This is a genomic window from Pseudomonas sp. UBA4194, assembly GCF_002379585.1.
Taxonomy (GTDB): domain Bacteria; phylum Pseudomonadota; class Gammaproteobacteria; order Pseudomonadales; family Pseudomonadaceae; genus Aquipseudomonas.
In genome coordinates, this window is sequence record NZ_DFUE01000016.1 from 131,323 (window position 1) to 156,148 (window position 24,826).

The following is a 24,826-nucleotide window of genomic DNA, read 5'->3' on the forward strand; positions in this document are numbered from 1 at the left end:
AGATCACGGAGATCGTCAGTCGCCCATGAACACACCTGCCACCCGCCACGTATCGCAGTATCTCTCTGACCCTAAAACCGTCTTGCTGTTGGCTACCTTGTGCTGTGCCCTGTGGGGCAGTTCTTACCCGGCCATCAAGAACGGGTACGAGATGCTGCTGATCGCCCCGCACGACGTATCGTCCAAGCTCATTTTTGCGGGCTATCGTTTCCTGCTTGCGGGTGTTTGCCTGTTGCTGCTAGCAGTCATCATGGGCAAGCCGATAATGCGATTGAGCCGACACACGTTTGGCCAGGTGGCTTTGCTGGGCCTCGTGCAGACGGGTCTGCAGTACGTGTTCTTCTACATCGGCCTGGCCTTTACCACCGGCGTCCGCGCGTCGATTCTGAATGCCACCACGACGTTCTTCAGCGTGCTGCTGGCGCACTTCGTTTACCACAACGACAAGCTGTCCACGCGCAAAAGTGTCGGCTGCCTGCTCGGTTTTGCCGGTGTATTGACTGTCAACGCGGGGGCTGGTCCGCTCGATACCTTGCCGTCGCTGCACGGCGAGGGCTTCATCGTGATCGCAGCCTTCGTGCTCTCGGCCGCATCCCTCTATGGCAAATACGTCTCCAACCGCATGGATGCAATGGTAATGACCGGTTGGCAGCTGGCCATCGGCGGCTTGGCGTTGCTCATAGGCGGCTACGCAACCGGCGGCACCCTGGGCCACCTGACACCGGCTTCGACCCTCCTGCTCGTCTACCTCGCCCTGCTGTCGGCGGTGGCATTCACACTGTGGAGCCTGCTTCTCAAATACAACCCGGTCGGCCGAGTCAGTGTGTTCGCGTTTCTGGTACCGGTATTCGGCGCCACACTGTCGGCACTGTTCCTGGGCGAGAGCATTTTCGAATGGAAAAACCTGGCAGCGCTGGTGCTCGTGTGCGTCGGTATCACGATGGTCACGCGAGCGCAGGTGCCATCCCCGGTAGGTGCCAGGCATTGATGGTGGCGAGGGCACGGGAAGGTTCGCAGACCGGACCGTCAGGCACCCGGCGCATCCGGAGAACGGTTGCTATCGGCCAACAGCAGTCGGTCAGACGTTTGCCCGCAACAGTTCGAGCAAAAGTTTGAATGCAGGCTTAGGCTGTCGCCGACTCGGATAGTAAAGGTGATACCCCGTGACGACGGGACACCAGTCTTCCAGGACGCGTATGAGACGGCCATCCTGAACCTGCTGTTGGACGACATCCTCCGGCAGATGCGCCAGCCCGACTCCAGCCATCGCGAAGTCCAGCATCATGGGGACTGTATTGCACACCATCTGACCTTCCGCCCGAACTCTCACGTCACGTCCTCCCTTTTCAAAGGGCCAAGACCAGAGGCCCCCTGATGTCGGTAGGCGAAGATTGATTCCGACATGTGCCGTGAGGTCATGGGGCGTGACAGGCTTGGGCCTGCGCTCGAAGTAAGCGGGTGAAATGAACCCAATTTACGACTTCAACGGACAGGTTGCGCTTGTAACCGGCGCGAGCGCAGGCATCGGTCTCGCGGCTGCGCAGGCTTATGTGAAAGCCGAATTCGAGGTCGAAACTCATACGTGGATTTCCAGCGAAGCGATCAGATCACCATCGAGGCCGAAGCGGTATATCAGGTTGACAGGGCTGCCGCGGAAATCGCCAGTAACCTTGGCGCGGACGATCTGGTATCCATCGTCGTCTCTTATGTCGAACGGCTCAGTCGTGGCGTTGTATTTGACCGATGCTGCGCCTAGGAAGCCAGTGATGGCCTGGACGCCTTCGTATGTGTGGCCATCGTCCTTCAGGATGGCGTCTGCTGTGAAGCACTTTGCCAGCGCCTCCGGATCGTGTGCGGAGGCGAAGTAATGAGCGATGGGTTCGGGAAGCATCAGGGTGTGCATATTCTTGGGCTCAAGTGGTAACTGAAGCCCATCATGCACTCTGCTGTTTCATCAGAGAATATTCTATAAAACGTATGGCTTATGTAGAGTCGCATGCATAATGCAACGGCCGGCCCTCTATTGAAGAAACGCTGGGCCAGGATTATTCAAAGGGGCCTCGATCCAGCAGACAATCGATGAAGGCACTTAGAAGGGCGGGTTGATGCTGCCTGTTTGGGTAATACAGAAAAAGCCCGGGCCGCGTAATCGACCAGTCGGCAAGTACCTCGGTCAGTCGCCCCTGCGCCAGTAGCTCGCCCACACCGTCCTGCTCGAAGTGATAGGCGATTCCCAGTCCGTTCAGCGCAGCGGCAATGCCGATGTCGGCATGATTTGTGACAACAGGCCCATCGACAACGACTTCCATACTCTGCTCACACTTCTCAAACGCCCATCGATAATGCCTACCTTCCATCTGCAGTCGCCAGTTAATACAGGCATGCTGGTGCAGATCAGCGGGTGAGCTGGGTGTGCCATGAAGTGCGAGGTAGTCGGGGGACGCCACCACGACCATATTCATGTCCGGCGTCAGGCGGATGGCGACCATGTCCTTCTCTAGCTGCCCGCCTACGCGGATGCCTGCATCGAAGCGACCACTGACGATATCAGCCAGCGCATCATCAACCACGATGTCGAGGACGATGTCAGGGTGAGCTTTATGAAAGCGTGCGAGGCGTGGGGCAATGATGGTTCGGGCACCGATCCCAAGCGTGTTGATGCGCAGCGTACCACTCATCCGCCCTGCGGCTTCGCTGGCTTCGGCAACCGCCACGTCCATCTCCCGAAACAGTGGGGCCAGACGTTGATACAGCTGCTCACCGCTTGCCGACGGCGCGACGCTGCGGGTAGTGCGATTAAGCAAGCGGCTGCCAATGCGACTTTCTAGCTGGCGAATAGTCTGGCTGAGCGCCGAAGGCGATAAGCCCAGGTATTCCGCGGCTCTAGCGAAACTCTGCCGCTCGACGACCGCGACAAACGCTTTGAGCTCGGAAAATTCAGATCCACGCATTCTATGCTGATATCTACATGACAAACTCTCATTCTAGACTTGCCTTCAAACTAATAACATTGCATCTGCGCTTATACCGTTGCAATGAGCGCTGCGCAGCGTTGTTTGCGTGAATGGCGCCAAGTGCACAGTTGCGCCAAGCAACCCGGGATCCACCACCCTCGCGTCGCACATTTCAGATGCCGAGGCTTGCGCGCAGGTCAGCGGATGGGACAATTGCGTCGACGCGTCTTCCAGCGCAACTCCCGGATTGACACTGGACTTTGTCCGTCATCGTCCAAGCATTTCCATATGCTCGTGAAGCATGCTTAAAAACACCTTCACTCGAGCTGGAACATAGCGCCGGGTAGGCGTTACACATGCGCACAGCGCAATCATATTCGATCGACTAAGGCGACCCATGACTACCCCAAATGCGAAGATATTAACTCCTTAGGATATTAAAGATCTGCACCTGCGCAACAGACTGGCGGTAGCACCAATGACACGCGTCAGTGCCACAGCCACCGGGCTGGCTACACCGAAAATGGCAAGCTACTACGAGCGCTTTGCAAAAGGCGGCTTTGGTGTCGTTATCACCGAAGGGATCTATACCGACCAGAAATTTTCCCAGGGCTATCCTTTCCAGCCAGGCATTGTCGACCAGGAACAGGCGGCGGCATGGCGTGACGTGACCGACGTCATTCATGCCCATCGGAGCGCGGTATTTGCTCAGATCATGCACGCTGGAGCTTTGTCCCAAGGCAACCGTTTCGTTGATCAATGCGCCGCGTCCTCTGCCGTGCGCGCAAAGGGTCAACAGATGGGTTTCTACTATGGCAAAGGGCAATATTCGGTACCCAAGGCAATGACCGATGAAGATATTGCCGATGCTATCGCGGGGTTTGCACAGGCTGCCAAACGTTCGATGGAAGATGCCGGCTTCGACGGCATCGAGATACACGGTGCGAATGGCTATCTGCTCGACCAGTTTCTGACTGACTACACCAACCAGCGCTCCGACCGCTGGGGAGGAGATACAAAAAGCCGAATTGGTCTCACTCTGGAGGTCATCAAGGCTGTGCGAGGTACCGTAGGGGCGGCACCGCTCGGCGTGCGTATTTCTCAAGGCAAGGTTAATGACTTCGATCACAAGTGGATGCACGGTGAGCGCGATGCAGAGATCATTTTCGGGTCGCTGAGCGATGCTGGCGTCGATTTCCTCCATGTTACCGAGCACGAGGCTTGGAAGCCTGCATTCAGGAACGGCGGCGTCAGCTTGGTTGCCCTTGCACATCGCTATGCACCGAATCTCACGCTCATTGCCAACGGCGGCCTGCACCTGAACGAGCGCGCGAGTTCCGCGTTAGAGGAAGGTGCTGATCTCATTGCCATCGGTAAAGCAGCGCTAGCCAACCCGAATTTCCCGGAACGCCTGGCCAGCAACATGCCCGTTAACGATTTCGATGCGTCGATCCTCGGGCCAATCGCTGACATCAAGGACTCTGAACTCATAGGCTGACCGTACGTTGTGCCTGCATGCTCGAGCTGTGCTGACTCCAATCTGCCGTGCTTCTGTTCAAGCTTGCTGTGGAGACAACCGTGACGAAGGCCGACGAACCGATCTTCAAAAAAGTTGTAGACGACCGGTCGGTATCTATTTATCATGCCGACCATTATGAAGAAACCAGCTCAAGACATGCGTCAGCACATCATCGATGTGGCTCGTTCGCTAATGACGAACAAAGGCTATACGGCCGTTGGTCTCGCTGAAGTGCTAAGCACGGCAGGTGTGCCCAAAGGGTCGTTCTACTACTACTTCAAGTCCAAAGAAGAATTCGGCCAGGCGTTGCTGGAAGAGTATTTTTCCGAGTACCTGGGGCGAGTGGACTCCCTCATGGCAAAGCCCGGCAATGGTGCCGAACGCCTCCTCGCTTATTTCAATTACTGGATTGAAACCCAAGGCACTGACTTGCCCGAAGGCAAGTGCCTGGTCGTCAAGCTGGGCGCTGAAGTATGCGATCTCTCCGAGGACATGCGCGGCGTGCTCGAAGTCGGTACGGCGAAGATCATCCAACGTATCACCGCCTGTGTGGAGATGGGTGTTGCGGACGGAAGCATTGATCCCGAAGGTGACAGTGCCGCGTTCGCCGAATCCCTTTATCAGATCTGGCTGGGCGCCTCTTTGCTTGTGAAGGTGAATAAGTCCACTGAATCCTTCGCCAAAGCTCTAACCCTCACCAAGCGCTTGCTGCGATAGCACGCGCTTTTTATTTACCCAATTTAGTAGACGACCGGTCAGTTATATGGATCGGTATAGGAGTTATCAGATGCAAGACCTGAGCGAAACCACCGACCTGTTTGCCCCTTTGAAAATGGGTTCCATCGAACTGGCGAACCGAATCGTCATGGCGCCCGTCACTCGTAGCCGCTACGCCGAAGACGGTATACCGAATGAGCTGCACGCCACTTATTACGCTCAACGGGCCACCGCCGGATTGATCGTGGCCGAAGCGACCAACATCTCGGCACAGGGTCGAGGCTACGCAGCAACGCCCGGCATCTGGAGCGAAGAGCAAGTCGCGGGCTGGAAGAAAGTTACAGATGCTGTGCATGCCGCTGGGGGCAAGATTGTCAGCCAGCTCTGGCATGTTGGCCGTTTTTCGAGCGTCGACCTGCAACCTAATGGTGAAGCACCAGTAGCGCCTTCCGCGATCCAGGCCGAGGGCAATACCTATACCGTCGACGGTTTTGTACCGGTGTCGATGCCGCGTGCGCTTGAAACCGACGAGATCCCCGGCATTATCGAGCAATACAAACGGGCAGCCGAGAACGCCAAACGCGCCGGTTTCGATGGCGTCGAAGTCCATTCGGCCAACAGCTACCTACTGGATCAATTTCTGCGCGATTCCACCAACCAGCGTACTGACCAGTACGGCGGCTCAATCGAAAACCGCGCTCGACTCACATTGGAAGTGACCCAGGCCATTGTCGATATCTGGGGCAATGACCGCGTAGGTATTCGCTTGTCGCCGGTGACACCCGATGCTGGAAACACGCCCCCCGATAGCAACGTCATGGGCCTTCACAGCTACCTCATCCAACAACTGAATAAATTCGATCTGGCCTACCTGCACTTTGTCGAAGGCGCCACTGCTACTTCCAGAGAAGTCCCGGAAGGTGTCGACATGGACGCACTGAGTGCCCAGTTCAATGGCCCGTTCATTGGCAATAACAACTACGACCTGGAGATGGCTGTCGAGCGCCGCGCGCAAGGCAAGATCGACGCCGTGGCATTCGGTCGTCTGTTCATTTCCAACCCGGACCTCGTTGCGCGGTTGCGCCATGGTGCAGAACTGACCATTGCTCCTCGTGAGTCGTATTACGGCGGCGGCGCCAAAGGCTACACCGACTGGCCGCTGGGTAATTACTGAGGTCAGCACAGCTCTGCTCTCTGTCATCAATCCCTGATTCCAGATGTACCGCGACAAAAGGAACACGCTATGAATTATCTCGACAAGAAAACCGTCATCGTCACAGGCGCCTCCTCTGGCATTGGCGCAGCAACGGCTAAAGCGCTGGCTGCCAATGGCGCCAACGTCATCGCCGCTGCTCGAGACGAAGAAGGTCTCGCCGTCATGGTGAGCGAATTGCGCGCTGCCGGTCACGAAGTGTTGAGCTACGTGACGGACGTGACCAAACCGGACGAAACCCTGGCGATGGCACAGTTCGCCAACGACACCTATGGCTCGGTGGATATTCTGGTGAACAACGCTGGCCTGATGCTGTTCTCCAACTGGGTCGATCTCGCGACCCAGGACTGGAACGCCATGATTGATGTGAACATCAAGGGGTACCTGAACTCCATCGCGGCCGTTCTGCCATTCATGGTCCAGCAGAAGTCCGGTCAGATTCTGAACATGGACTCCGTCGCAGGGCATCAGGTCGGACCCGCTGCCGGTGTTTACAGCGCTACCAAATTCTTCGTTCAGGCAATGACCGAATCCATGCGCAAGGAGCTGGGCGTGCAGCATGGCATCCGTGTCAACACGGTAAGCCCGGGCGTGATCAATACCGGTTGGGCCGACAAAGTGACCGACCCCGAAGGCCGCAAAGCCGCCAAGGCACTCAATGAGATCGCTATCGCGCCTGAGGACATCAGCCGTGCCGTGATCTACGCACTCAATCAGCCAGCAAACGTAACCGTGAACGATCTCATCATCTCCCCTACGCGTCAGGATTGGTGATCGGCTCGTCGTGGATGCAACCCAGTGATATTCGTACCCCACCTCAGGAGAATTACCCTATGAAGAACATCAAAGCCGTCCCAACAAGCGATTACAACGCAGTCATTGAAACAGCCAGCAAATACGTTGAAGGCCTGCGTGTAGGCAGCGTTGCTACCATCGAGGAGGCATTTCATAAGGACGCCGTGATGTACGGCTTCACCAACGGTCAACTGCTGGGTGGGCCGATCGACAACCTCTACAAGTTTGTAGAAACCAACGGCACTGCTCCAGACATCACCACTCGCCTGGATGTCCTGGCCATCACACCGACCACCGCCGTGGTACGCGTCGATATGGAAAAAGATGCTATTGGCGCTGACTACAACGATTACCTGACGCTGATCAAAATCGACGGTGCCTGGAAAGTCATTGCGAAGGTTTACCACCAGTTCGAAGGGTAACCACTCAAGGCGGGCATTCGGGCTTTGGCGCATGGCCTGTTTGAATCCAGCAAAGCTCAAGGCGTTCACGTTGCCTGCGTTACGGTCTCAACGCTGGTCCAGCCTGACTCCAAAGAGGCAACTGGAATCGCCGAAGCTTTTTGGGCACTGCATAGTCAGAAGCCCGATTCCTGGAGCGTTGAAGCCCCTTACCCCGGCGAATAACCAAGTCTTTAGACAGAACAGCCGAGGGGGTCAGCCACCCACGCCTCTCCCCCTCGGCTAATCAACTTTGCGATCAAGGAATTCCGTTTTGAAATACAAAGCCTATGCGGCCCAATCACCCACCTCTCAGCTCGCACCTACGCATATTCCTCGCCGTGTACTGGGCACCAGCGACGTTGCTATTGAAATCATGTACTGCGGCGTGTGCCATTCCGATCTGCATGCTGCCCGTGGCGAATGGCCTGGCATGCGTTATCCATTGGTACCAGGACATGAGATCGTCGGTCGCGTCAGCGCAATCGGTGCCTCTGTGACAAAACACAATGTCGGCGATCTTGTCGGAGTGGGCTGCATGGTCGGCAGCTGCCGCCACTGCGATTCATGCGATGAAGGGCTGGAGCAATACTGCGAAGGTCCACACGGATGGCAGCAGACCTACAACGGCTGGCTTGATGGCAGCGGGGAAAATACTTACGGCGGATACGCGGACGGCATCACAGTCGACGAGCATTTCGTCCTGAAAATCACTCATCCCGAATCACAACTCGCTGCGGTCGCGCCCTTGCTTTGCGCAGGTATCACGACATGGTCTCCGCTGCGCCACTGGCAGGCTGGTCCTGGTAAGAAAGTCGGTATCGTAGGCATCGGCGGCTTGGGTCACATGGGTGTGAAACTGGCGCACGCCATGGGTGCTCACGTTGTGGCGTTCACGACCTCACCGGCCAAGGTGCAAGCCGCGCTGGAACTGGGTGCAGATGAAGTTGTGGTTTCGCGTAACCCGGCAGAAATGGCAGCTCACGCCAAGAGCTTCGACTTCATTTTGAACACCGTAGCAGCCCCACATGATCTGGATGCGTTCATGTCACTGCTCAAACGAGACGGCACCATGACTATGGTGGGTGTGCCAGACAGCCCGCATCCATCTCCAGGCGTCGCGAATCTTATTTTCCAACGTCGCCAACTCGCAGGCTCGCTCATCGGCGGGATTGCTGAAACGCAGGAAATGCTCGACTTCTGTGCAAAGCACGGCATCACCTCTGACATTGAAATGATCGAAATGAATGAGATCGAAGCGGCGTTCAAGCGCATGCAGAAGAGCGATGTGAAGTACCGATTCGTGATCGATATGGCGACAATCTAGACCGTTGGTGAGCGGCGCCTCACCCGTTCATGACAAGAGGCACAACTGATGTTGCGCCTCTTTTTGCTTGGGGGTTGGCTGAAGTGGCCGTTTCTACAACATTAGGTTAGACCTGTAGTCGCTGACCCTTCGATCCCGCTTCTGGCCGATTTTTTTGCCTGTGGCCCCCGTCCGATTTGGGTCGACTGCTGCCCTTCGCGGCAGGCAGAAATCGGCCATTAGTTGCCGTTCATGATAGGAGCAGCCGCTGCTAAAGCGACTGCTCCGACCAATTTGTGCCTTTCGCCCAATACTCCTCAGTGTGGACTGGCTGTCGGCCGAACCACAATCTCACTCACATCAACATCGTCGGGCTGCTCGATGGCATAGGCGAGCGCTCGCGCAATGGCGTCTGCATTGAGCGCCACACGCCGGAAGGCTTTCATTTCCTCGCGTGCCACCTCATCGGAAATCGTATCGGCCAGTTCGGACTCGACGACGCCCGGGCACACCACGGTAACCCGGATCTTGTCCGTCTCCTGGCGCAGACCATCCGAGATAGCCCGGACTGCGAATTTGGTCGCGCAGTACACCGCCGCTGTCGGAGAAACCGCCAGGCCACCAATGGACGAGATGTTGATGACCTGACCGAAACCCTGCGCCTGCATGTTCGGCAAGACGGCGGCAATACCGTGCAGCACACCGCGAACGTTGACATCGAGCATCTGGTTCCATTCGTCGACCTTCAACGAAGCCAACGGAGACAAAGGCATCACCCCAGCATTGTTGATGATCACATCGACCTTGCCATGTTGCGTCTTGGCGAATGCCACGAACGCGTGCATCGATTGCAGCTCCGTAACGTCCAGTGCGCAGGCACTTGCGGAACCACCTTCGGCCTGGATCTCGCTGACCAGCTTGTCCAGACGCTCAGTACGGCGGGCACCAAGGACCACATGCGCGCCTTTGGCGGCGATCAACCTGGCCGCTGCTTCACCAATACCACTGCTTGCACCGGTAATCAGGACGACTTTGTTTCGAATGTTCGACATATCCGTAGCTCCTGCTGTCTCCATTGAAGTTCAGCACCGACCGCTGAAGATGCGTTCGTTACTGCGGGGTACGTCGAATAGATTAAGGGCACGAGCGTCGTCGGCGCGTGCCGAAACCTGCGCAACTTTTGCCTATTTGTGTCTGTGTGCATCGATCGTAAATTTGCAACGCAGCGTCGCGCGTCAATGCTGTCGGTGTCGGCGATGTGATGACCAACATCCTCAACAACGTGGTCGACGATGGCCCTGCCTTTCTCGCCCAACATGGCGAAGCCGCACCGATCGGACGCGCCGCCCGACCGGAAGAAATCGCCGAAGTGGTCGCGTTCATGGCCTCGGATCGGGCCAGCTTCATGGTCGGGTCGGTGGTCATGGCCGACGGCGGCATGAGGGTCACGGCCGGCTGAGCCGCAACACAAACCCGCCGTAGGACATGCTCGACAAGCCCGAGAGGATCAGGCAAATCTGCGGCAGTTTCAGACCCCCTCTGGTGCTCCTCCCGCGAGGCCGTGGTCATGCGCGCTTGGGAATCAGCAATCTGCAAAACTAACAAGTGTTAGGTAGGTGTTGACATGCCGTAAGGAGAGAGATAATTTATCCAAACCTAACGAACGTTAGGTAGAAATCCTCTTCCTCGTGGAGCTGACCATGACCGCTAAACTGCAACTCCTCACATCGCCATCCGCTTTTCCCAACCCTCAACGCCTGCGTCTGTTCATGCACGAAAAGGGAATAGCGGACCAGTTCGAAGAAACGATTTATGACATGGCCCCTGGGGGCGAGCAGCGCGGATGGCGTCACCTCAATATGAATCCATGGGGTGAAACGCCCACGTTGAAACTCGCAGACGGCAGCTTCATTTCCGAAACGGCCGCTATCGTTCGCTATCTCGACCAGTCCTATCCAGGCCGCAAGATCATGGGCGAGACCGCGTTGGAGCAGGGACTCGATAACATGTGGGATAACCGCGTCTGGGTGCATATCCTTTACCGGATCGTGACGGCGTTTCACGTGTTGCACACCGGGTTGGGCTTCAAGCTTGAACTGACAAAGAATGAGGCGTGGGGCGAGCACTGCCGCAAGGAAGCGTTAGCCCATGCGGCGTTGGTCAATCGTCATCTGTCCGATGGCCGTGAATGGTTGCTGGGCGGCCATGCTCCAACCTTTGCTGACATCACGCTGGCAACCGCGATTGCCTTCTCCAAGTTCCCTGTGAACGCCACCCCTCTGGATGAGCGTTTCGAGTTCCTCGATGCCTACTGGCAGCGCTGGCAGAAACGCCCTAGCTTCCAGGCTGCCTATGCTGATCGGAGCAGCGGAATTCCGGAGCTGGATTCGCCGTCTGAGTGACATCTTGCTGGGTGGGTAGAGTCGTTGGGATCGCACATGGCGCTCCCGACGGAGCTATTTGTGACCCGGCGCGCGGGGATGCAGGGATGTGTGACAAGGCGCCTCATCTGCCGGTGACCGTTCCTTATCGCCGCTACCTAACAAAAGGTAGGCTTTCTGATTTAGCATGGCGATCTTCCGATAACCTATCCAAAGACTAAGGCTAAGCAATGACGATCAACGCCCGAGAAGCCATTCTGCTGGCGGCACGAAACATCGCCCAGTCCAAAGGCTACAACGGCTTGAATTTCCGCGATCTGGCCACTGAGGTGGGAATCAAGCCCGCGAGTATTTATTACCACTTCCCGAGCAAGGCTGATCTTGGTGTTGCTGTCGCCAGGCGGTACTGGGAAGACGGTGCTGCCGCACTTGAAGTGATCTTTCTGGAAACGCCAGATGCGCTCGATGCACTGCGTCGTTTTCCCGAGATATTTCGTCGCTCACTGGAGGCCGATAACCGTCTTTGTCTGGGCAGCTTTGTGGGCGCAGAAACCGACAGTTTGCCGGAAGAGATGACGAAGGAAATTCAGGCTTTCGCGGAGGTCAATGTGGCCTGGCTAAGCAGACTTCTCATAGCGGCCAACGTATGCAAGCCAGAAGACAGTGAAAAACGGGCCCGTGCGATTTTTTCGGCCGTGGCAGGTGCTCAGTTGATCGCCAGAAGCCGATCGGACATTTCGCTATTTGACACGCTGATAGATAGCTATCGAGCATACGGCCCCTTGCCAGCATAAAATCCTGCTCTCGACCCATATCTGCCGGTGGCGAAAGGCAGAAATCGGCCAGAAGCAGACTGTGGACAGCTTCCCGTTCAGCCCCATACGATGTTTAGTCTGAATACAATTTTCTGAGGGGGTCATATTTGCTGACAATTGCCATTGATCGAGACAGCGTCCACGCGGGTGACGATCTGATCAGCCATGCCAACTCAGTCAAGCTCGATCCGACTGCAACATTGGGTACAGTGTTAGAAGCCATACAGGCCATGCACTACCTGCCCAGCATCAGTGGAGATGAAGCTACCTGGATTATCTGCGCGTCAGGCCAACCAATTGGTGTTCTCGCACAGCAATGGGAGGCGCCCAAACTGGTGGTACCAATTGAGAGCCCGGTAACGCAGGTTTTTGGAGCGGATGAACCTCTCCTTTTTTTCTTTAGATACTGGTGCCAAACAGATCCTCACGTTGTTTTCTCACGCATTGCAGCAGGAGAAGTGCTGGGTTCCCTTTATTAGGGTTCCCAGCTGAAGAAGCAGCCGGATGTCTTCTAAGGGCCGAAAACAGTCATTCACAACTGGCCGCGTCCCACCATACGGAAAAAACAGCTCCTTCACCTCGGCAAAGCTTCGCGATGACGTGCAAGTGGCTGGCAAAACTCGATGGCTGCGCTTACCGCACCCATCCAAGCGCTACCACCTGAGCCTTCAACATCACCCCCTGCTAACCCCCCTCCTCCGCCAGACCTCCAACTCCGACGGCCTGAGCCGATAACGCGCTAGCACGCCTTCGTGCAGGCGCTGCAGCTCTTCGATAATCACCGCCTCAACGCCTTCCCGCTCATCCTGCGCAACCTCGGCCGCCACCCGCTGCCGGATGATCACAAGCGGATCGTGTTCGAACTGCAGCACCACTTCCCGTACCGTGCTTTTGATCAGCTCACGCCACGCGAGACGGATAGGATCGGGCTCGGCCAGCTCTTGCCGGATCACCAGATACTCCTGCGCGGAGCGCTCGTAGGCCCACACATACAGATCCCTGAGCAGTTCCACACGCGTCATCTCGTAGACACCCAAAGTCGCCCAGCTGTAGGCAACCTCCGGCACGTCGAGAAATGTCAGTGGGCACAGGTTGGCACGGAACAAGGGCAGGTTTGCCGCAAGTCGCGAGGTGCGCTTATTGATGTCGGCAAAGGGTTGCAGATAGGGCAGATGCACCATTACGAAGAAGGACTGCTCGAACGGATCGATGATCTGGTTGGCTTTGTTCAGCACTTCGCTGAGCAATGGATCTATGGCCTGAGGCGCCGACAGCGGTCGGTACACGCTTTTGCTGATGTCCACGGCGTGCTGGCGAATCGGCCTTCCATATGTGGCATGCCGCTTGCGAGTCGAAAAAGGGTTGGCGCAATTGTGGCGCGATTTTGTGAATCGCGCCAACTTCTGGCGCGATTCATGGCGCGATTAATGAAATCGCGCCATTTGACTTAGATTTATCTATCGGACAACGCGCCAGCTTAACGCCTAGCCACGTATCAATAGCGCATCCACCAGCGCCTTCGCGCCCTCGATACAGTGCACAGTTGCGCCAAGCAATCCGGGATCCACCACCCTCGCATCGCACATTTCAGATGCCGAGGCTTGGGCGCAGGTCAGCAGATGGGACAATTGCGTCAACGCGTCTTCCAGCGCAACTCCCGGATTGACGCTGAATAGCGGCTGTTTGTCCGAGCCATAACGGCCGAAAGGCAAGACATTGGTTTCTGTGATTTCGATCATGGTCAAACTCCTTGTTATCCGTGAATACTCCCACAAGCACCTGTGGGAGCAGGCTCTGCCCGCGATAGCCGCTCCGCGGTCTACCACAACCAAAACTCCCAAAACCGCCGCCGCGGCTGAACTTGGCGTTGCGCATTTCTTCTCGCTTGTTCCAGCAACGCCCGCTGACGCTTAAAACGCTCAGCCAGCACGTTGCCGTCCCGCTCGGATAGGTCCGATGGGAAATGAAACAACGGATGATCGGTAGAGATTTTGGTAACGGGGGGATCGGGGGTCGGCTTGACCATGGTGCAACTCCTGACGGCTCGGTTGAACTGCCACCTTCCGCTGCTAAACGAAAAGGGTGGCAGCTGTGCGCGGGTTAGCAGACCGGACCGTCAGGCACCCGGCGCACCCGAAGGTGCCCCACGCACAGCCGCCATAGATCGACATTGCAGGCGAAAAAAAACGCCGGCAATGGGTATGGAGGCGCTGTGCGCCTGACGAATTGTTCGAGCTGCTAAACCCGGTCGCTGAATTTGCAGCGACGGTGTGGAGGTTAGCGGAGGTGGTGGGGGAAGGCAAGGTTGGGGCTTGAAGGAGCGTTGCGTTTCTGAACGGTGGGCCAACGGCTGCTATCGGCCAGAAGCGGTCGTTCGAGCCAAAGCACCCCCCGCATCACTCAGAGGGCGAGCAGAGGAATGGCTTCAACGGAAGGATGCTCCCAAGGCGGGCATGGTGACCAAGCCTCCACGAGCTTATCGATGAAGAGTCGAATTTTGGGAGATAAGTGCCGCTTGCTAGGGTAGATCACCCGAATAGGCTCTGCGGCCTCTGCATACCCAGCGAGCAATTGAACAAGCTTGCCGCTCCTCAAATCGTCGTTCACCACGTAGGAAGGAAGAGTCGCGATGCCCAGGCCAGCGACAGCTGACTGGTGTAATGACTCAGCACTATCCATCTGTAGCCTTCCACCATGAGTAACGGACACAGGGCTACCATTCACGCGAAAATTCCAAGGAAGCAATCTCCCACCGCTCACGAAGTGTAGGCACTGGTGCTCGGATAAATCCTCAGGCGTTTTGGGCTCGGCATGCTCAGCCAAATACTTGGGTGAAGCGCAAGTAATCATTTGTTGGTACGCCACAGTGCGCGTTAGCAACCGAGAGTCTTCCTTCGGTGGCCCGATGCGCATGGCCAAATCAAATCCCTCATCGATCAAATCGACCAGCCTGTCAGAAAAGGTGATGTCCACGCTCAGGGAGGGCCAATCCTCAAGGCAGCACTCAATATGCTGAAGGACATGAAGTCTGCCCAGCGCAACTGGCAGGCTCATCCGCAGTCGCCCACTGGGTGTCGAACGACGAAACGCAAGGGCATCCTCCACGTCGTCCAGATCCTGAAGCACACCCACACAGCGCTCATAAAGAACCTGGCCGTCATCGGTCATGCTCAAACTACGAGTGGTGCGATTCAGTAGACGTACCTGTAAACGAGCTTCGAGCCTGACTATCGACTTCCCCACCGCAGAGCGCGTGAGGCCAAGTTGCTTCGCCGCCGCAGTGAAGCTTCCCGCGTTTACCGAGCTTACAAACGCGGCGATATCATTCAGGTTATGGAGTTCCATACGGCCTCTGTGGTCTCGACGTTCGGGCGGCTTAGCACCTGTTATGGGGAACCCTATTCCCCAATAACAAGCATAGTATCTCAATTAGCCAACCCACTCCCAACGATCAATTGAGGTCATTATGAACACTAAAGTCCAAGCAGCCGTCCAAACCTGGGCCAACAGCCTCAGCGATCTGGTACCCGTACTTAAGGGAATCGATACCACCACAAGAATGAGCGACATCCGCGACTCTTACGCGAAAATGCTCGCGCAAAATCTAGCGCCAGTTGGCGTTAAATTCGAAGCAGTCGACATGGGTGGCGTACCCGGCACACTGGTTACTCCGGACGAGATCAAAACCGAAGGGGTCGTGATGTACATCCACGGCGGCGCCTACATTGTAGGACGTCCAGATGGCTACCACGGTATCGGCGGCAACTACGCGAAAATGCTCGGTGCTCGTGTGTACATGCCTGACTATCGCCTTGCCCCTGAGCACAAGTTTCCAGCCTCTATTGACGACACACTGCTCGCCTACGAGTGGCTGCTTGAGCAGAAAATCCCGGCGAACAAAATTGCGTTCTGTGGCGAGTCGGCTGGCGGCGCGATGGTTGTCAGCGTCATGGTTGCGGCTAAATCGAAAGGGCTGCCATTGCCTGCGGTTGGCTCCTCCATCTCACCATGGGCGAATCTTGAACACACCGGTGCTTCCATGAGTAACCGTGAAGGTCTGGATCCTCTGAACTCCAAGCCTGTCCTAGACATTCTCGCCAGAGCATTCCTAGGCGACACATTGGCCAATCATCCGCTGGCCTCACCTGTGTTCGCGGACGTTACCGGTCTTCCACCAATCTTGGTGCAGATCGGCGAGAACGAACTGATGTTGAGTGATGCGATGCGCCTTGCAACTCACCTCGCGGATAACCGCGTTCGCGTCAATTTGGAAGTATGGCCTGCGATGTTTCATGCCTGGCACTTCTACGCCATGATGCTACCCGAAGGTCAGCAAGCCATGGAGAGTTCTGTTCGCTTCATAGAGATTGGCCTAGCGGACGCAAACCGTTAATAGCAGACGATCCGCGACAGCTCGGCTGTTGCGGTTGCTCAGTGCATCTAAACAACGGTGCTCACCTAGGATGGGTATGAACCTGCGCCGACAACGAGCGATCGCAATAGATACTGTGGTTCACAGCATCTTCCAGAGAGTTTTTTGCTGAGCGGCTCAATATGTACGCACGGAATTCAGTTAAACGGAACGTTAAAGCGGTGTCCGCTTTCGGCCAGAAGCAGACTGTGGACAGCTTCCCGTTCAGCCCCATACGATCTTTAGTCTGAATACAATTTTCTGAGGGGGTCATATTTGCTGATACTTGCCATTGATCGAGACAGCGTCCACGAGGGTGACGATCTGATCAGCCATGCCAACTCAGTCAAGCTCGATCCGACTGCAACATTGGGTACAGTGTTAGAAGCCATACAGGCCATGCACTACCTGCCCAGCATCAGTGGAGATGAAGCTACCTGGATTATCTGCGCGTCAGGCCAACCAATTGGTGTTCTCGCACAGCAATGGGAGGCGCCTAAACTGGTGCTACCAATTGAGAGCCCAGTAACGCAGGTTTTTGGAGAGGATGAACCTCTTCTTTTTTTCTTTAGATACTGGTGCCAAACAGATCCTCACGTTGTTTTCTCACGCATTGCAGCAGGAGAAGTGCTGGGTTCCCGTTATTAGGGTTCCCAGGTGAAGAAGCAGCCAGATTCTTCTAAGGGTCGATAGCGGCCTGTCGTGAACGGCAGCAGTCGCACAAGGAGCAAAAATCGAGCGCTCACGAAGTCCGGACCGATTCCGCTCTGGCAGCACCTTTGGTATTTCTAAACCGGCCGGTTTGAAGGCTCCCAGCCTGTCCGACGTCAATGTCCCCGGTTGACGGTAATTCCTTGCGCAATCAACGGCCCGCCTCCCAGTGTTAGAATCAACCACGTCCACACTGCCTCCAATGATGCCGCCATGCTTCTGAACCTCCAAATCCGCAGCTATGAGTGTGAGAACCGTCACCACTCCCATGACCATGCCCAGTTGGTCCTGCCGGTTCGTGGCCAAATGGAAATTGACGTGGACGGTCGCGGCGGGTGCATTGACCAGTCATTGGCAGCGATCGTCACGCCGGGATCGGTGCACTCCCAGCTCAGTCACGCAGGCAGCCGTTTTCTGGTGCTGGACTGCGCTCCGACGTTGCTGGAGACGCTCCGGATGGAGCGTGTGGCTCAGAAGACATACCTGCCTATTTCACCGGCAACACGGCGGTTGATCGAGTTCGCCGAGCTGACAGGGAATGAGCAACTGGCCTTCGGTGCTCCACAGTTGGGCGCTCTGCTTCTGTCCTCACTGGCCTCTGACACGTTCAGTCCTCCCTCCCCTATGGAGCAGTTGATCGCCCGCTTGCGGGCGAATCCTGGGGCGAACTGGAGCAATGAAATCATGGCCCAGGCCGCGAACATGAGCATGAGCCAGTTACACCAGCGCTTCAGGCAGATGTTCGCGATGAGTCCGCAAGCCTGGTTGACGGAGTTACGCATCCAGGAAGCTCAAAGATGGTTGCGTGGTACCTCCCTGTCGATAGCCGAGATCGCCTTGCGTGCAGGCTTTTGCGATCAGGCTGCGCTGACGCGAACCATGCAACGTGTAAGCGCCACCACCCCGGCTGCCTATCGTAAGACGCAAAAGCATTCTGGGTAAAAAATCCCACAGTTACTGACAATACTCCCCAACCCCCGCGCATCAGACTTCACGCCTCAGTCTTTGGAGCGCAGGTGAAATGTTTGTTGATCGGACGTTGCTCAAGGGTATTGTTTACGGGGTTTGCGCGGGGCTGTGTTGGGGAGTGATATTTCTCGGGCCGCAGCTCACTCAAGGCTTGAGCGGCGTGCAATTCGCGGTGCTCAGATTTCTCTGCTACGGCGCCATTTCGGCGGTTCTGCTGATGCCCCGCTGGCGGCAGGTTTGCGCAAACGTTGGCTGGGCCGACTGGAAGTCACTCTTCTGGCTCAGCCTGATCGGCAATATCATCTACTACGCGCTGGTGGGGACCGGTGTGCAGCTAGTGGGCATTGCGACGACGTCTCTGATCGTCGGGCTCATCCCGGTGTTGGTAACTTTGGCAGGTCGACACGACGCAAATGCGGTTTCACTCCCCAAGCTGCTACCCTCGCTGTGCTGCGCATTGGCTGGAGTCGTGCTCATCAGTTGGCACGCACTGATCGATGGCGACGCGCCTGACAGCTCGGCAAACATCGGCGGGATCCTATGCGCCACAGGTGCCTTGGTGACGTGGAGTTGGTTTGCCGTAAGCAATGCCCGGCGGCTGGTTCAGGTAACCAGCATCGGGCCCCATGACTGGGCCCTGCTGACGGGGGTCATGACGGGCGCTCAGTCGCTGCTTCTGGCGGTGCGTGTCCTGGCTTTTCAGGCAGATACCCATGGCAGCGGCGAATGGCTGCACTTCTTCCTCGTGGCAGGGGGCGTTGCCCTTCTCTCTTCGGTCGTGGGTGGCGCGTGCTGGAATCAGGCGAGCCGACTTCTGCCGCTGGCCCTCAGCGGGCAAGTGCTGGTGATCGAGACACTGGCGGCGCTGGTTTTTGGTTTTATATGGGAACAGCGGTTACCCGATGCCTATGAAATGGTGGCCATCGTACTTCTGTTAACGGGGGTTGTCTGGTGTCTGAGCTGCCATCTTCGTCCAGAGCACTCTCGAGCTGGTTAGCGCATGTACCGAGGCTGACGTGGGCCTCACCAGCTTCTATCGGCCAAAAGCGGACTGTCAGCAACATCAGTATTGTGATCAGTCACCGACCTCCACCAGTGCGATCAGCACGTGGACTGGAAGCTCGTTAGTCAACTGCGATTGCAATCAGGATATCTGCCCCACGTGCACACATACTTCCAGAGCAGCTTTCGCTCTAAGTGTTTAATGTAGGCAGTGGTGTAAGGTTGGCCCATGTCGACGGGGCATGCCGAAACCCAAAGATGCTCAAGCGGCGTCGTTTCGAGAAGGGTCAACCTGAAAGTATTGCCTCCGGAATGTCCGGGCCGTTCGCTGAATGCCGACGTGTTGAATTGACGTAACCGGTCAGCCAACGTCTGGCCTGTAGTTTCGCCAATGTAGATGATGAAATCGTTGTTTACCCGGTAGTTGTCAGGCTTCTTTCTACTGCGCGCGATAAAGTACACGCCTGGCAGATTCTTCCCTTCGAGTTCTGTCCGTTCAGACCAAGGACGCCAATCACAAAAGCCTACCTCGCCCGTCATAGCTCGCCCCTCCCAGAGAAAAGTGTCTTTTTAACATTACTGTTCCAGCTAAGGGAGCTTATATTGCCTTGCCCATTTCTGTTTTTGGCGATCTCCGCCGGTACCGAGCGGCTGCTACGGGTCGAGGCTCGCCTCTCTTGACCAGAGACTATCGACCCGAGGAGAGCTTGCTGTCAGTAGAATACCGAGCTTAAGGATCTCATCAGGAAAACTCGAAGTGGTCATAGATCAATTGCTCGCGCGCTCGGCGTTACTGGAAGACCGTCTTGCAGGTTTCCTAGCACTCCCACTAGTCGATAGGGCCAGTCGCATCCAGGCAGCCAGGTCACTCGCGAGCCTGGGATTCCAGCATGCTAGAAGCGTGAAGCATCTCGTGGCGGCAAGCTTGTATACATCTGCTGCGGCTCTCGTTAGGGTTCAGTATGAATCTCTTGTTCGAGCAATCTGGACGCTTTACGTAGCGACAGATAGCCAGGCTGAATTGATGCTTGCGGACCTTGATGACGAATCCGCTAAGAAGGCCAGCAAAATCCCCATGCTCAGCCAAATGTTGGTGGCTATTGAGGAGAACGCGCCTCACGCGCCGGTGGCGCATCTAAAGGAGTTCAAACACTACTCGTGGCGACCTCTAAGTTCGTTCGTGCATGGGGGTATCCATGCCGTCAATCGGCACGGGAAAGGTTTCCCACAAGATCTGGTTTTGATGGTAGTACGGCACTCGAATGGGCTGCTCGGAATCGCTGGAAATCTGCTTCTCATCCTTGCGGGCGTCCCAACGGAGACTGGAAAAATGGCTGGCATTTATGCGGAATTCAAAGACTGCTTGCCGCCTATTAATCCACCTTACAAGCGGAGGCCTCAGCCAGCGCATTGAGCCCCCTCTGTACACCCGTTTCTCAGCGACTCCTAGCCTCACCCTGACCGACTGCAATGGGTCGTTTTCTGACTCTCACGGCGGGCAGAAATCGGCCAATCGCTGTCGATCACACCCGCAGAGTTACCACCCGGTAGCTACCAATTGCCACGGCGGGAGCCTACCGCTCGGCTCTTGCTTCAAGTAGGTCAGACAATCATTTGTCTATGGCCATCCAGCTAAAACTTCCTGTGTAAAGACTGCGCTTCGCGGCAAGATCCCGCTCGCCACGACATTTTCCAAGGTGGTCGTCGGATCGGCGACAAAGAACGTTAGTACTAGCCCCCGCTGGGCGCGAGTGCAGCAGACGTAAAGCAGTCGCAGCGTTCGGCTCCAAGTGTTTTCATCACCGCCTAGTGCTCGTGCACGATCTGCAGCACGGGCCTCAGCGCTCGCGAAGACACGTTCGTAGTTGTACGTTCGGTAGTCGCTTTCTTCCTCATCCATCACCACCATGACGCGTTCGAACTGCGCTCCTTTCACACCGTGCTGTGTAGCATAGGGAGACCCTTCTGAGACATAGCACTCATAGGCCCAGAGCTCTTGTGCCGAGCACTTGAAGAACTTGGCCATTGCCGCATCTGAGGATAGTCCTTCGGCCGGAACTGCATCAGAAGCCTCGGGCTCCTGGGCAGCGTCTGCAACATCCCTGACAAATCCGAGAACACGCGCATAGCGATCGTCGAACTCGAAAAGACCCGTGTCACAGAGATGGAGTGCTATGTCACCAATGGTGGTCCCTGCCTCGTCCAGCATGGCGACAAGTCCAGACATAGCAGCGTGCAGCTCTCGCAATACAGCCGCGGCACGTCGGCCGGTAAGAGCCCCTGGCGCCAGACGCGGGCTGAACTTCCGGAGGAGGTTCATCGCCGCGAACTCGTTGCCGGCTTTCACGGCAGCAACGATCGGTAGCGCAAAACTTAGGAACGGTCGAACGGGCCAGCCGGTGCCATCCTGCATCCCCTGCTTCATGCCCTCCGATGTCTTATCGTTCAGCGCCGAGTAGATGCCACCGAAGCCGAGCCGGTTTGCGGCCATGCGATGCACGATGACAAGAATCTTGAGCGCGATGTCTGGGGTCGTCCAACCCTCGTCGTTGTTCGTCGCCGCGCTCCACGCCCGGATTCTCGCCAGGGCCTCAATTCGGTTCAGCGTGTTCGGTAGTACGAACATCCGGGCCGAGCCCTCCACCGGCTTGAGTTCTCCATCAATCCTTTCGTGCAGGCCGCGGACTTGCTCCATGCCGTCGCCCTGCGCGCGCACGGCGTTGGCAACGTCAAGGATCTGCTTCGCACAGCGAAAATTCTCCGCTTTCGTGATAGCCCGCCAATGGTCCTCAAGCGGGATGTCCCCCGACCCTCTCATGAAAATCGCCTGCATCGGGTCGCCAAAAAAACCGAGACAGAACTTGCGCCGCATCTGGGCTTCCACTTCCTTGAAGGACCTCACTACGCTCGGGAACGTGTCCTGACTCTCGTCAATGAACACAAACGGGAAGTTCAGAGCTACGACCCGTCGGAACAGCGGGCGATTTTGCAGCAGGAAATCGGCGAGCTGAAGGATGTCCTCGTGGCCGAGGACGCCCTTCGCGTAGTCACTGCCCACGCCGTAGTTGAAAGTCTTGACGCCAGCAATAGTCTCAAGGCTTCGGGCATAACGCTCCTGGTCAGCCTTGTTCCTGTCGCGTGTAGTCTGCCGGACACGCGAGCTGTAGTTCTTGAATTCTTCTTCCAGTTCGGTGATCCGCCTGCGGATGTCGTTCTGTAGCCAAACCTTAATGTCTGCCTGAAACGTCTTGGTAATAGACCAGTAGAAGCTGTGGATGGTCGAGACATGAACCAGCGGGTCGTCGTTGACATCCGCCAAGATTTCTTTGGCGGCGAGGTCCGTATATGTGATGCAGGCGACCTTCTGCTTCTTCGCCCGCATGCTGGCGCCGTGCTCTGAGATCACCCAGTCCAGCGCCTTGATAAGAGAGGTGGTCTTGCCGGAACCTGCGCCGGCGCGGACCACGAACGGCTGCGGGGGGGTCTCGGCAATACACGCGTGGATCTCGCGGTCGGCGTCGGTGTCTGGGCTATCAATTCGTCTGCTCATATCGTCTGCCCCGCGCCTGCAATAATGGCGACAACACCGGCTGCAGTCGGCCCAATTGCCTCGACCTCGTTGGCAATAGCCGCGTCCGCCTCAATCTCGTGGGCCACTTTGGTTTCGAGCCAGGCTAAGCCCTCGGCGATGTACGTGGGGACTTTCCAGCAGTTGAGCGGCCCGCTTGCGAGGACCTCCAGCGCAAAGCGAGTCTTGTCGAAGTTCTTGCCGATCACCCTTTCGTGCAACTTCTCAGCCAGTTCCTCAGGGCTGTTTGGTGCGCGCTTCAGCTTGAGTCCGACCGAGCGGTTAGCCTCAGCCTGACACCAGTCGGAGTTCTCAAGACCGAAGGCCTCCTCAAGCGTGCGGCCGCAGAGCTGCGAGGTCGTGGCACCCACCGTCACCAAAACCTTGGTTTGATAGGCCACCCGAACCTCAGCGCTGGTCCCCTCGGCAAGCGATAGCGTTTTTTGCTCCGCCGTGACTTCCCAGAGTTCGGCAACCAACCGTTTCTTAGGGATCCAACTGATAAGGGTTTGGTTGGACGTGAACGCACCCTCCACGTGAGCATGGCAGGTGCTGCCACGCTTCTTGGACCTCTTCTTGCCGCCCGGTGCTGCTTCGTCGTCGTCTTCGAGCTCGAAGGCCTTCAGGTCGTCTTCCTCGTTATTTCCGTCGAAAGCACCGGCTCCTGTGTCTTGCTCGGCGGCATTCTCGGCATCCGTCTTGACCGCTACGCTGTCCAGATCCGTGATGACCAGCGTAGTAAGTCCAACGAAGGCAATCAATTCCTGGAACCGATGCGCGAACGCGCCACCGACTTCAAGGATGGTTAAGGCGGAGGAACGCAGGCGCTTGGCCGCCGTCTCGATCATGGCTGGCAAGAGCAGACGCTCGACATTGCCCTCCACCAGGATGACAGCATCGGAAAAGAAGAGATCGCAGTGTGTCAGTTTCAGATACCGCTGCAAGAATTCGCGCGCTGGAGCGTCGGCCGCGCACGTCTTGAAGAGCGAAAGATTCCTTACCTCGGTGTTATGGTCCAACTGGTCGCTAACACGGCGAAAGTACCTAATGGGAGAGAACCCGCGCTCATAGAGAATGTGCGGGGAGTGCGTGGTGACAACGAGCTGCGTGAGGAAAAACGTTGCGTGATCGTTGGCATCCTCAAGGAGGCGCAAAACATTCCTGATGAAGACCTGCTGGATCTGAGCGTGCAGATGCGCCTCAGGCTCCTCGATGAAGACCAGATGCAGTGGCGCCCGCTTGTCTTCCTCGGCTTTCCACTGCTCGTGCAGGTCGAGGAGTTCAACCACCATATAGACTAGGTTCTTGAACCCCAGACCATTGTAGCTGTCGGGCAGTTGCGCGGTGATCGCACCAGGAACCGCGTAGTGAACCTTGGAATCCTGCCCCAGGACGGTGGTCGGATCCAAGGCCGCCCGAATCACGATCTCGGGGTTGTTGACGCCTGGATAGCCGAGTTTGGCGAGGCGCTTGAGAGTGTCGCTGAAGACTTCCTTCAGGTGGAAGTTCAGTTCTTTCTCCGAGGTATCGAGCGCTTTGAGCGCTGCATGGTCGTCGCCACGTTTCTCCAGATTGCGGTGATAGAAACGGCTCAGACGCCGCGACAAGCTCTCGGCGCGGTCGGAGCTGCCAGCATCCGGGTCATCGAGGTGCCGCTGCGCGCGCAGGAAGTCCACCCTCACCAGAGACTTGAGAATCGCCGCGCCACCCGGCTCCTTGCCTAGGGGCAGCGGCGCATAATCGACTTCCTTTGGCTGATAGCCGACAAATGCGCGCTCATCGAGCACGTAGTAGCGGAACGTATATTCTTTGCTCAGCTCCTTGGTGAGGTACTTCGTCAGACTTTCAGGCCAGGGCTTGTACTCGCCGGGATCCGCTAGCACCGCCGCCCCATTTTCCGCACCTGCCTCCGCACCTGCCTCCGCGCCTACACTGCGTCTGGCCACCAGGGCGTTCGCAGCATTGTTGGCCTTTTCATGCAGTTCGTGGAACTTCCGGACGAGTGCATGGGCGTCCTGAGGCTCG

The 24,826-nt window shown here is 56.7% G+C and carries 26 protein-coding genes and 1 pseudogene; 16 read left to right on the forward strand and 11 right to left on the reverse strand.

Features of this window, described 5'->3' with window-relative positions; genetic code table 11:
- Nucleotides 1–25 precede the first annotated feature (25 nt).
- Nucleotides 26–988 carry a DMT family transporter gene (locus B3397_RS04340; protein ID WP_296247605.1) on the forward strand — a complete coding sequence of 321 codons (963 nt, stop codon included), beginning with the start codon at nt 26–28 and terminating at the stop codon, nt 986–988.
- A gap of 90 nt (nt 989–1,078) precedes the next feature.
- Here B3397_RS04340 and B3397_RS04345 read toward each other — a convergent pair whose 3' ends face one another.
- From B3397_RS04345 to B3397_RS04360, 4 genes are all read right to left on the reverse strand, one after another.
- On the reverse strand, nt 1,079–1,474 hold the full coding sequence (locus tag B3397_RS04345; protein WP_349679017.1) for a LysR substrate-binding domain-containing protein: 396 nt from the start codon (nt 1,472–1,474) through the stop codon (nt 1,079–1,081).
- Entirely contained in the window at nt 1,416–1,580 is a 165-nt protein-coding gene (locus B3397_RS04350) for a hypothetical protein (RefSeq protein WP_296247606.1), read from the reverse strand. The genes B3397_RS04345 and B3397_RS04350 overlap by 59 nt, the downstream gene beginning before the upstream one ends.
- The gene (locus tag B3397_RS04355) at nt 1,577–1,903 is read right to left on the reverse strand and encodes a nuclear transport factor 2 family protein (protein WP_296247607.1); all 327 of its coding nucleotides are present in this window, start codon (nt 1,901–1,903) and stop codon (nt 1,577–1,579) included. Before B3397_RS04355 ends, B3397_RS04350 begins: the two co-directional genes overlap by 4 nt.
- Nucleotides 1,904–2,045: 142 nt before the next feature.
- Nucleotides 2,046–2,951: a LysR family transcriptional regulator gene (locus tag B3397_RS04360; protein WP_296247609.1), complete on the reverse strand. Its 906-nt coding sequence runs from the start codon at nt 2,949–2,951 to the stop codon at nt 2,046–2,048.
- Nucleotides 2,952–3,399: 448 nt separating this feature from the next.
- On the opposite strand from B3397_RS04360, the gene B3397_RS04365 reads away from it, so the two are divergent.
- The 6 genes from B3397_RS04365 (at nt 3,400) to B3397_RS04390 (ending at nt 8,965) form a co-directional block, all read left to right on the forward strand.
- On the forward strand, nt 3,400–4,452 hold the full coding sequence (locus B3397_RS04365; protein ID WP_414704343.1) for an NADH:flavin oxidoreductase: 1,053 nt from the start codon (nt 3,400–3,402) through the stop codon (nt 4,450–4,452).
- Nucleotides 4,453–4,608: 156 nt separating this feature from the next.
- Complete coding sequence (locus B3397_RS04370; protein WP_296247660.1) at nt 4,609–5,190, forward strand: TetR/AcrR family transcriptional regulator; 582 nt, start codon at nt 4,609–4,611, stop codon at nt 5,188–5,190.
- A 70-nt stretch (nt 5,191–5,260) separates the two neighbouring features.
- Complete coding sequence (locus tag B3397_RS04375; protein WP_296247611.1) at nt 5,261–6,364, forward strand: alkene reductase; 1,104 nt, start codon at nt 5,261–5,263, stop codon at nt 6,362–6,364.
- Nucleotides 6,365–6,433: 69 nt separating this feature from the next.
- Nucleotides 6,434–7,177 (forward strand): SDR family oxidoreductase, encoded by a 744-nt coding sequence (locus tag B3397_RS04380; RefSeq protein ID WP_296247613.1) that lies wholly within the window; start codon nt 6,434–6,436, stop codon nt 7,175–7,177.
- Nucleotides 7,178–7,236: 59 nt separating this feature from the next.
- Nucleotides 7,237–7,620: a nuclear transport factor 2 family protein gene (locus B3397_RS04385; protein ID WP_296247615.1), complete on the forward strand. Its 384-nt coding sequence runs from the start codon at nt 7,237–7,239 to the stop codon at nt 7,618–7,620.
- A 292-nt stretch (nt 7,621–7,912) separates the two neighbouring features.
- Nucleotides 7,913–8,965 carry an NAD(P)-dependent alcohol dehydrogenase gene (locus tag B3397_RS04390; protein WP_296247616.1) on the forward strand — a complete coding sequence of 351 codons (1,053 nt, stop codon included), beginning with the start codon at nt 7,913–7,915 and terminating at the stop codon, nt 8,963–8,965.
- Between the two features lie 296 nt (nt 8,966–9,261).
- On the opposite strand, the gene B3397_RS04395 is transcribed toward B3397_RS04390, so the two are convergent.
- The gene (locus B3397_RS04395) at nt 9,262–9,996 is read right to left on the reverse strand and encodes an SDR family oxidoreductase (RefSeq protein ID WP_296247618.1); all 735 of its coding nucleotides are present in this window, start codon (nt 9,994–9,996) and stop codon (nt 9,262–9,264) included.
- A 179-nt stretch (nt 9,997–10,175) separates the two neighbouring features.
- On the opposite strand from B3397_RS04395, the pseudogene B3397_RS04400 reads away from it, so the two are divergent.
- The 4 genes and pseudogenes from B3397_RS04400 to B3397_RS04415 all read left to right on the forward strand — a co-directional run.
- A pseudogene (locus B3397_RS04400) lies at nt 10,176–10,403 on the forward strand (SDR family oxidoreductase); the annotation flags it as partial.
- A gap of 241 nt (nt 10,404–10,644) precedes the next feature.
- The gene (locus tag B3397_RS04405) at nt 10,645–11,346 is read left to right on the forward strand and encodes a glutathione S-transferase family protein (protein WP_296247620.1); all 702 of its coding nucleotides are present in this window, start codon (nt 10,645–10,647) and stop codon (nt 11,344–11,346) included.
- A 209-nt stretch (nt 11,347–11,555) separates the two neighbouring features.
- Complete coding sequence (locus B3397_RS04410) at nt 11,556–12,119, forward strand: TetR/AcrR family transcriptional regulator (RefSeq protein WP_296247621.1); 564 nt, start codon at nt 11,556–11,558, stop codon at nt 12,117–12,119.
- 128 nt (nt 12,120–12,247) lie between these two features.
- The gene (locus B3397_RS04415) at nt 12,248–12,619 is read left to right on the forward strand and encodes a hypothetical protein (protein WP_296247622.1); all 372 of its coding nucleotides are present in this window, start codon (nt 12,248–12,250) and stop codon (nt 12,617–12,619) included.
- A gap of 195 nt (nt 12,620–12,814) precedes the next feature.
- Here the strand turns inward: B3397_RS04415 and B3397_RS04420 are convergent, their stop codons facing one another.
- From B3397_RS04420 to B3397_RS04435, 4 genes are all read right to left on the reverse strand, one after another.
- Nucleotides 12,815–13,540 carry a Fic family protein gene (locus B3397_RS04420; RefSeq protein ID WP_349679016.1) on the reverse strand — a complete coding sequence of 242 codons (726 nt, stop codon included), beginning with the start codon at nt 13,538–13,540 and terminating at the stop codon, nt 12,815–12,817.
- 84 nt (nt 13,541–13,624) lie between these two features.
- Nucleotides 13,625–13,879: a DUF3077 domain-containing protein gene (locus B3397_RS04425; RefSeq protein WP_296247625.1), complete on the reverse strand. Its 255-nt coding sequence runs from the start codon at nt 13,877–13,879 to the stop codon at nt 13,625–13,627.
- Between the two features lie 80 nt (nt 13,880–13,959).
- Nucleotides 13,960–14,166, reverse strand: a complete 207-nt coding sequence (locus B3397_RS04430; RefSeq protein ID WP_296247627.1) for a hypothetical protein — start codon at nt 14,164–14,166, stop codon at nt 13,960–13,962.
- A gap of 374 nt (nt 14,167–14,540) precedes the next feature.
- The gene (locus B3397_RS04435; RefSeq protein WP_296247628.1) at nt 14,541–15,485 is read right to left on the reverse strand and encodes a LysR family transcriptional regulator; all 945 of its coding nucleotides are present in this window, start codon (nt 15,483–15,485) and stop codon (nt 14,541–14,543) included.
- Nucleotides 15,486–15,606: 121 nt separating this feature from the next.
- Here B3397_RS04435 and B3397_RS04440 point away from each other — a divergent pair, with 121 nt between their 5' ends.
- From B3397_RS04440 to B3397_RS22485, 5 genes are all read left to right on the forward strand, one after another.
- On the forward strand, nt 15,607–16,533 hold the full coding sequence (locus B3397_RS04440) for an alpha/beta hydrolase (protein WP_296247630.1): 927 nt from the start codon (nt 15,607–15,609) through the stop codon (nt 16,531–16,533).
- A 294-nt stretch (nt 16,534–16,827) separates the two neighbouring features.
- On the forward strand, nt 16,828–17,199 hold the full coding sequence (locus B3397_RS04445; RefSeq protein WP_296247632.1) for a hypothetical protein: 372 nt from the start codon (nt 16,828–16,830) through the stop codon (nt 17,197–17,199).
- Between the two features lie 276 nt (nt 17,200–17,475).
- Nucleotides 17,476–18,204, forward strand: a complete 729-nt coding sequence (locus B3397_RS04450; RefSeq protein WP_296247633.1) for a helix-turn-helix domain-containing protein — start codon at nt 17,476–17,478, stop codon at nt 18,202–18,204.
- Nucleotides 18,205–18,283: 79 nt separating this feature from the next.
- Complete coding sequence (locus B3397_RS04455) at nt 18,284–19,228, forward strand: DMT family transporter (protein ID WP_296247635.1); 945 nt, start codon at nt 18,284–18,286, stop codon at nt 19,226–19,228.
- Nucleotides 19,229–19,990: 762 nt separating this feature from the next.
- Entirely contained in the window at nt 19,991–20,647 is a 657-nt protein-coding gene (locus B3397_RS22485; RefSeq protein WP_414704342.1) for a DUF6988 family protein, read from the forward strand.
- Between the two features lie 204 nt (nt 20,648–20,851).
- On the opposite strand, the gene B3397_RS04460 is transcribed toward B3397_RS22485, so the two are convergent.
- A complete protein-coding gene (locus B3397_RS04460) occupies nt 20,852–22,783 on the reverse strand; it encodes a UvrD-helicase domain-containing protein (RefSeq protein ID WP_296247637.1) in 1,932 nt (643 codons plus the stop codon).
- Nucleotides 22,780–24,826: ATP-dependent nuclease (locus tag B3397_RS04465; RefSeq protein ID WP_296247639.1), on the reverse strand; the 2,047-nt coding region annotated here is incomplete at its 5' end. The genes B3397_RS04460 and B3397_RS04465, both read right to left, overlap by 4 nt.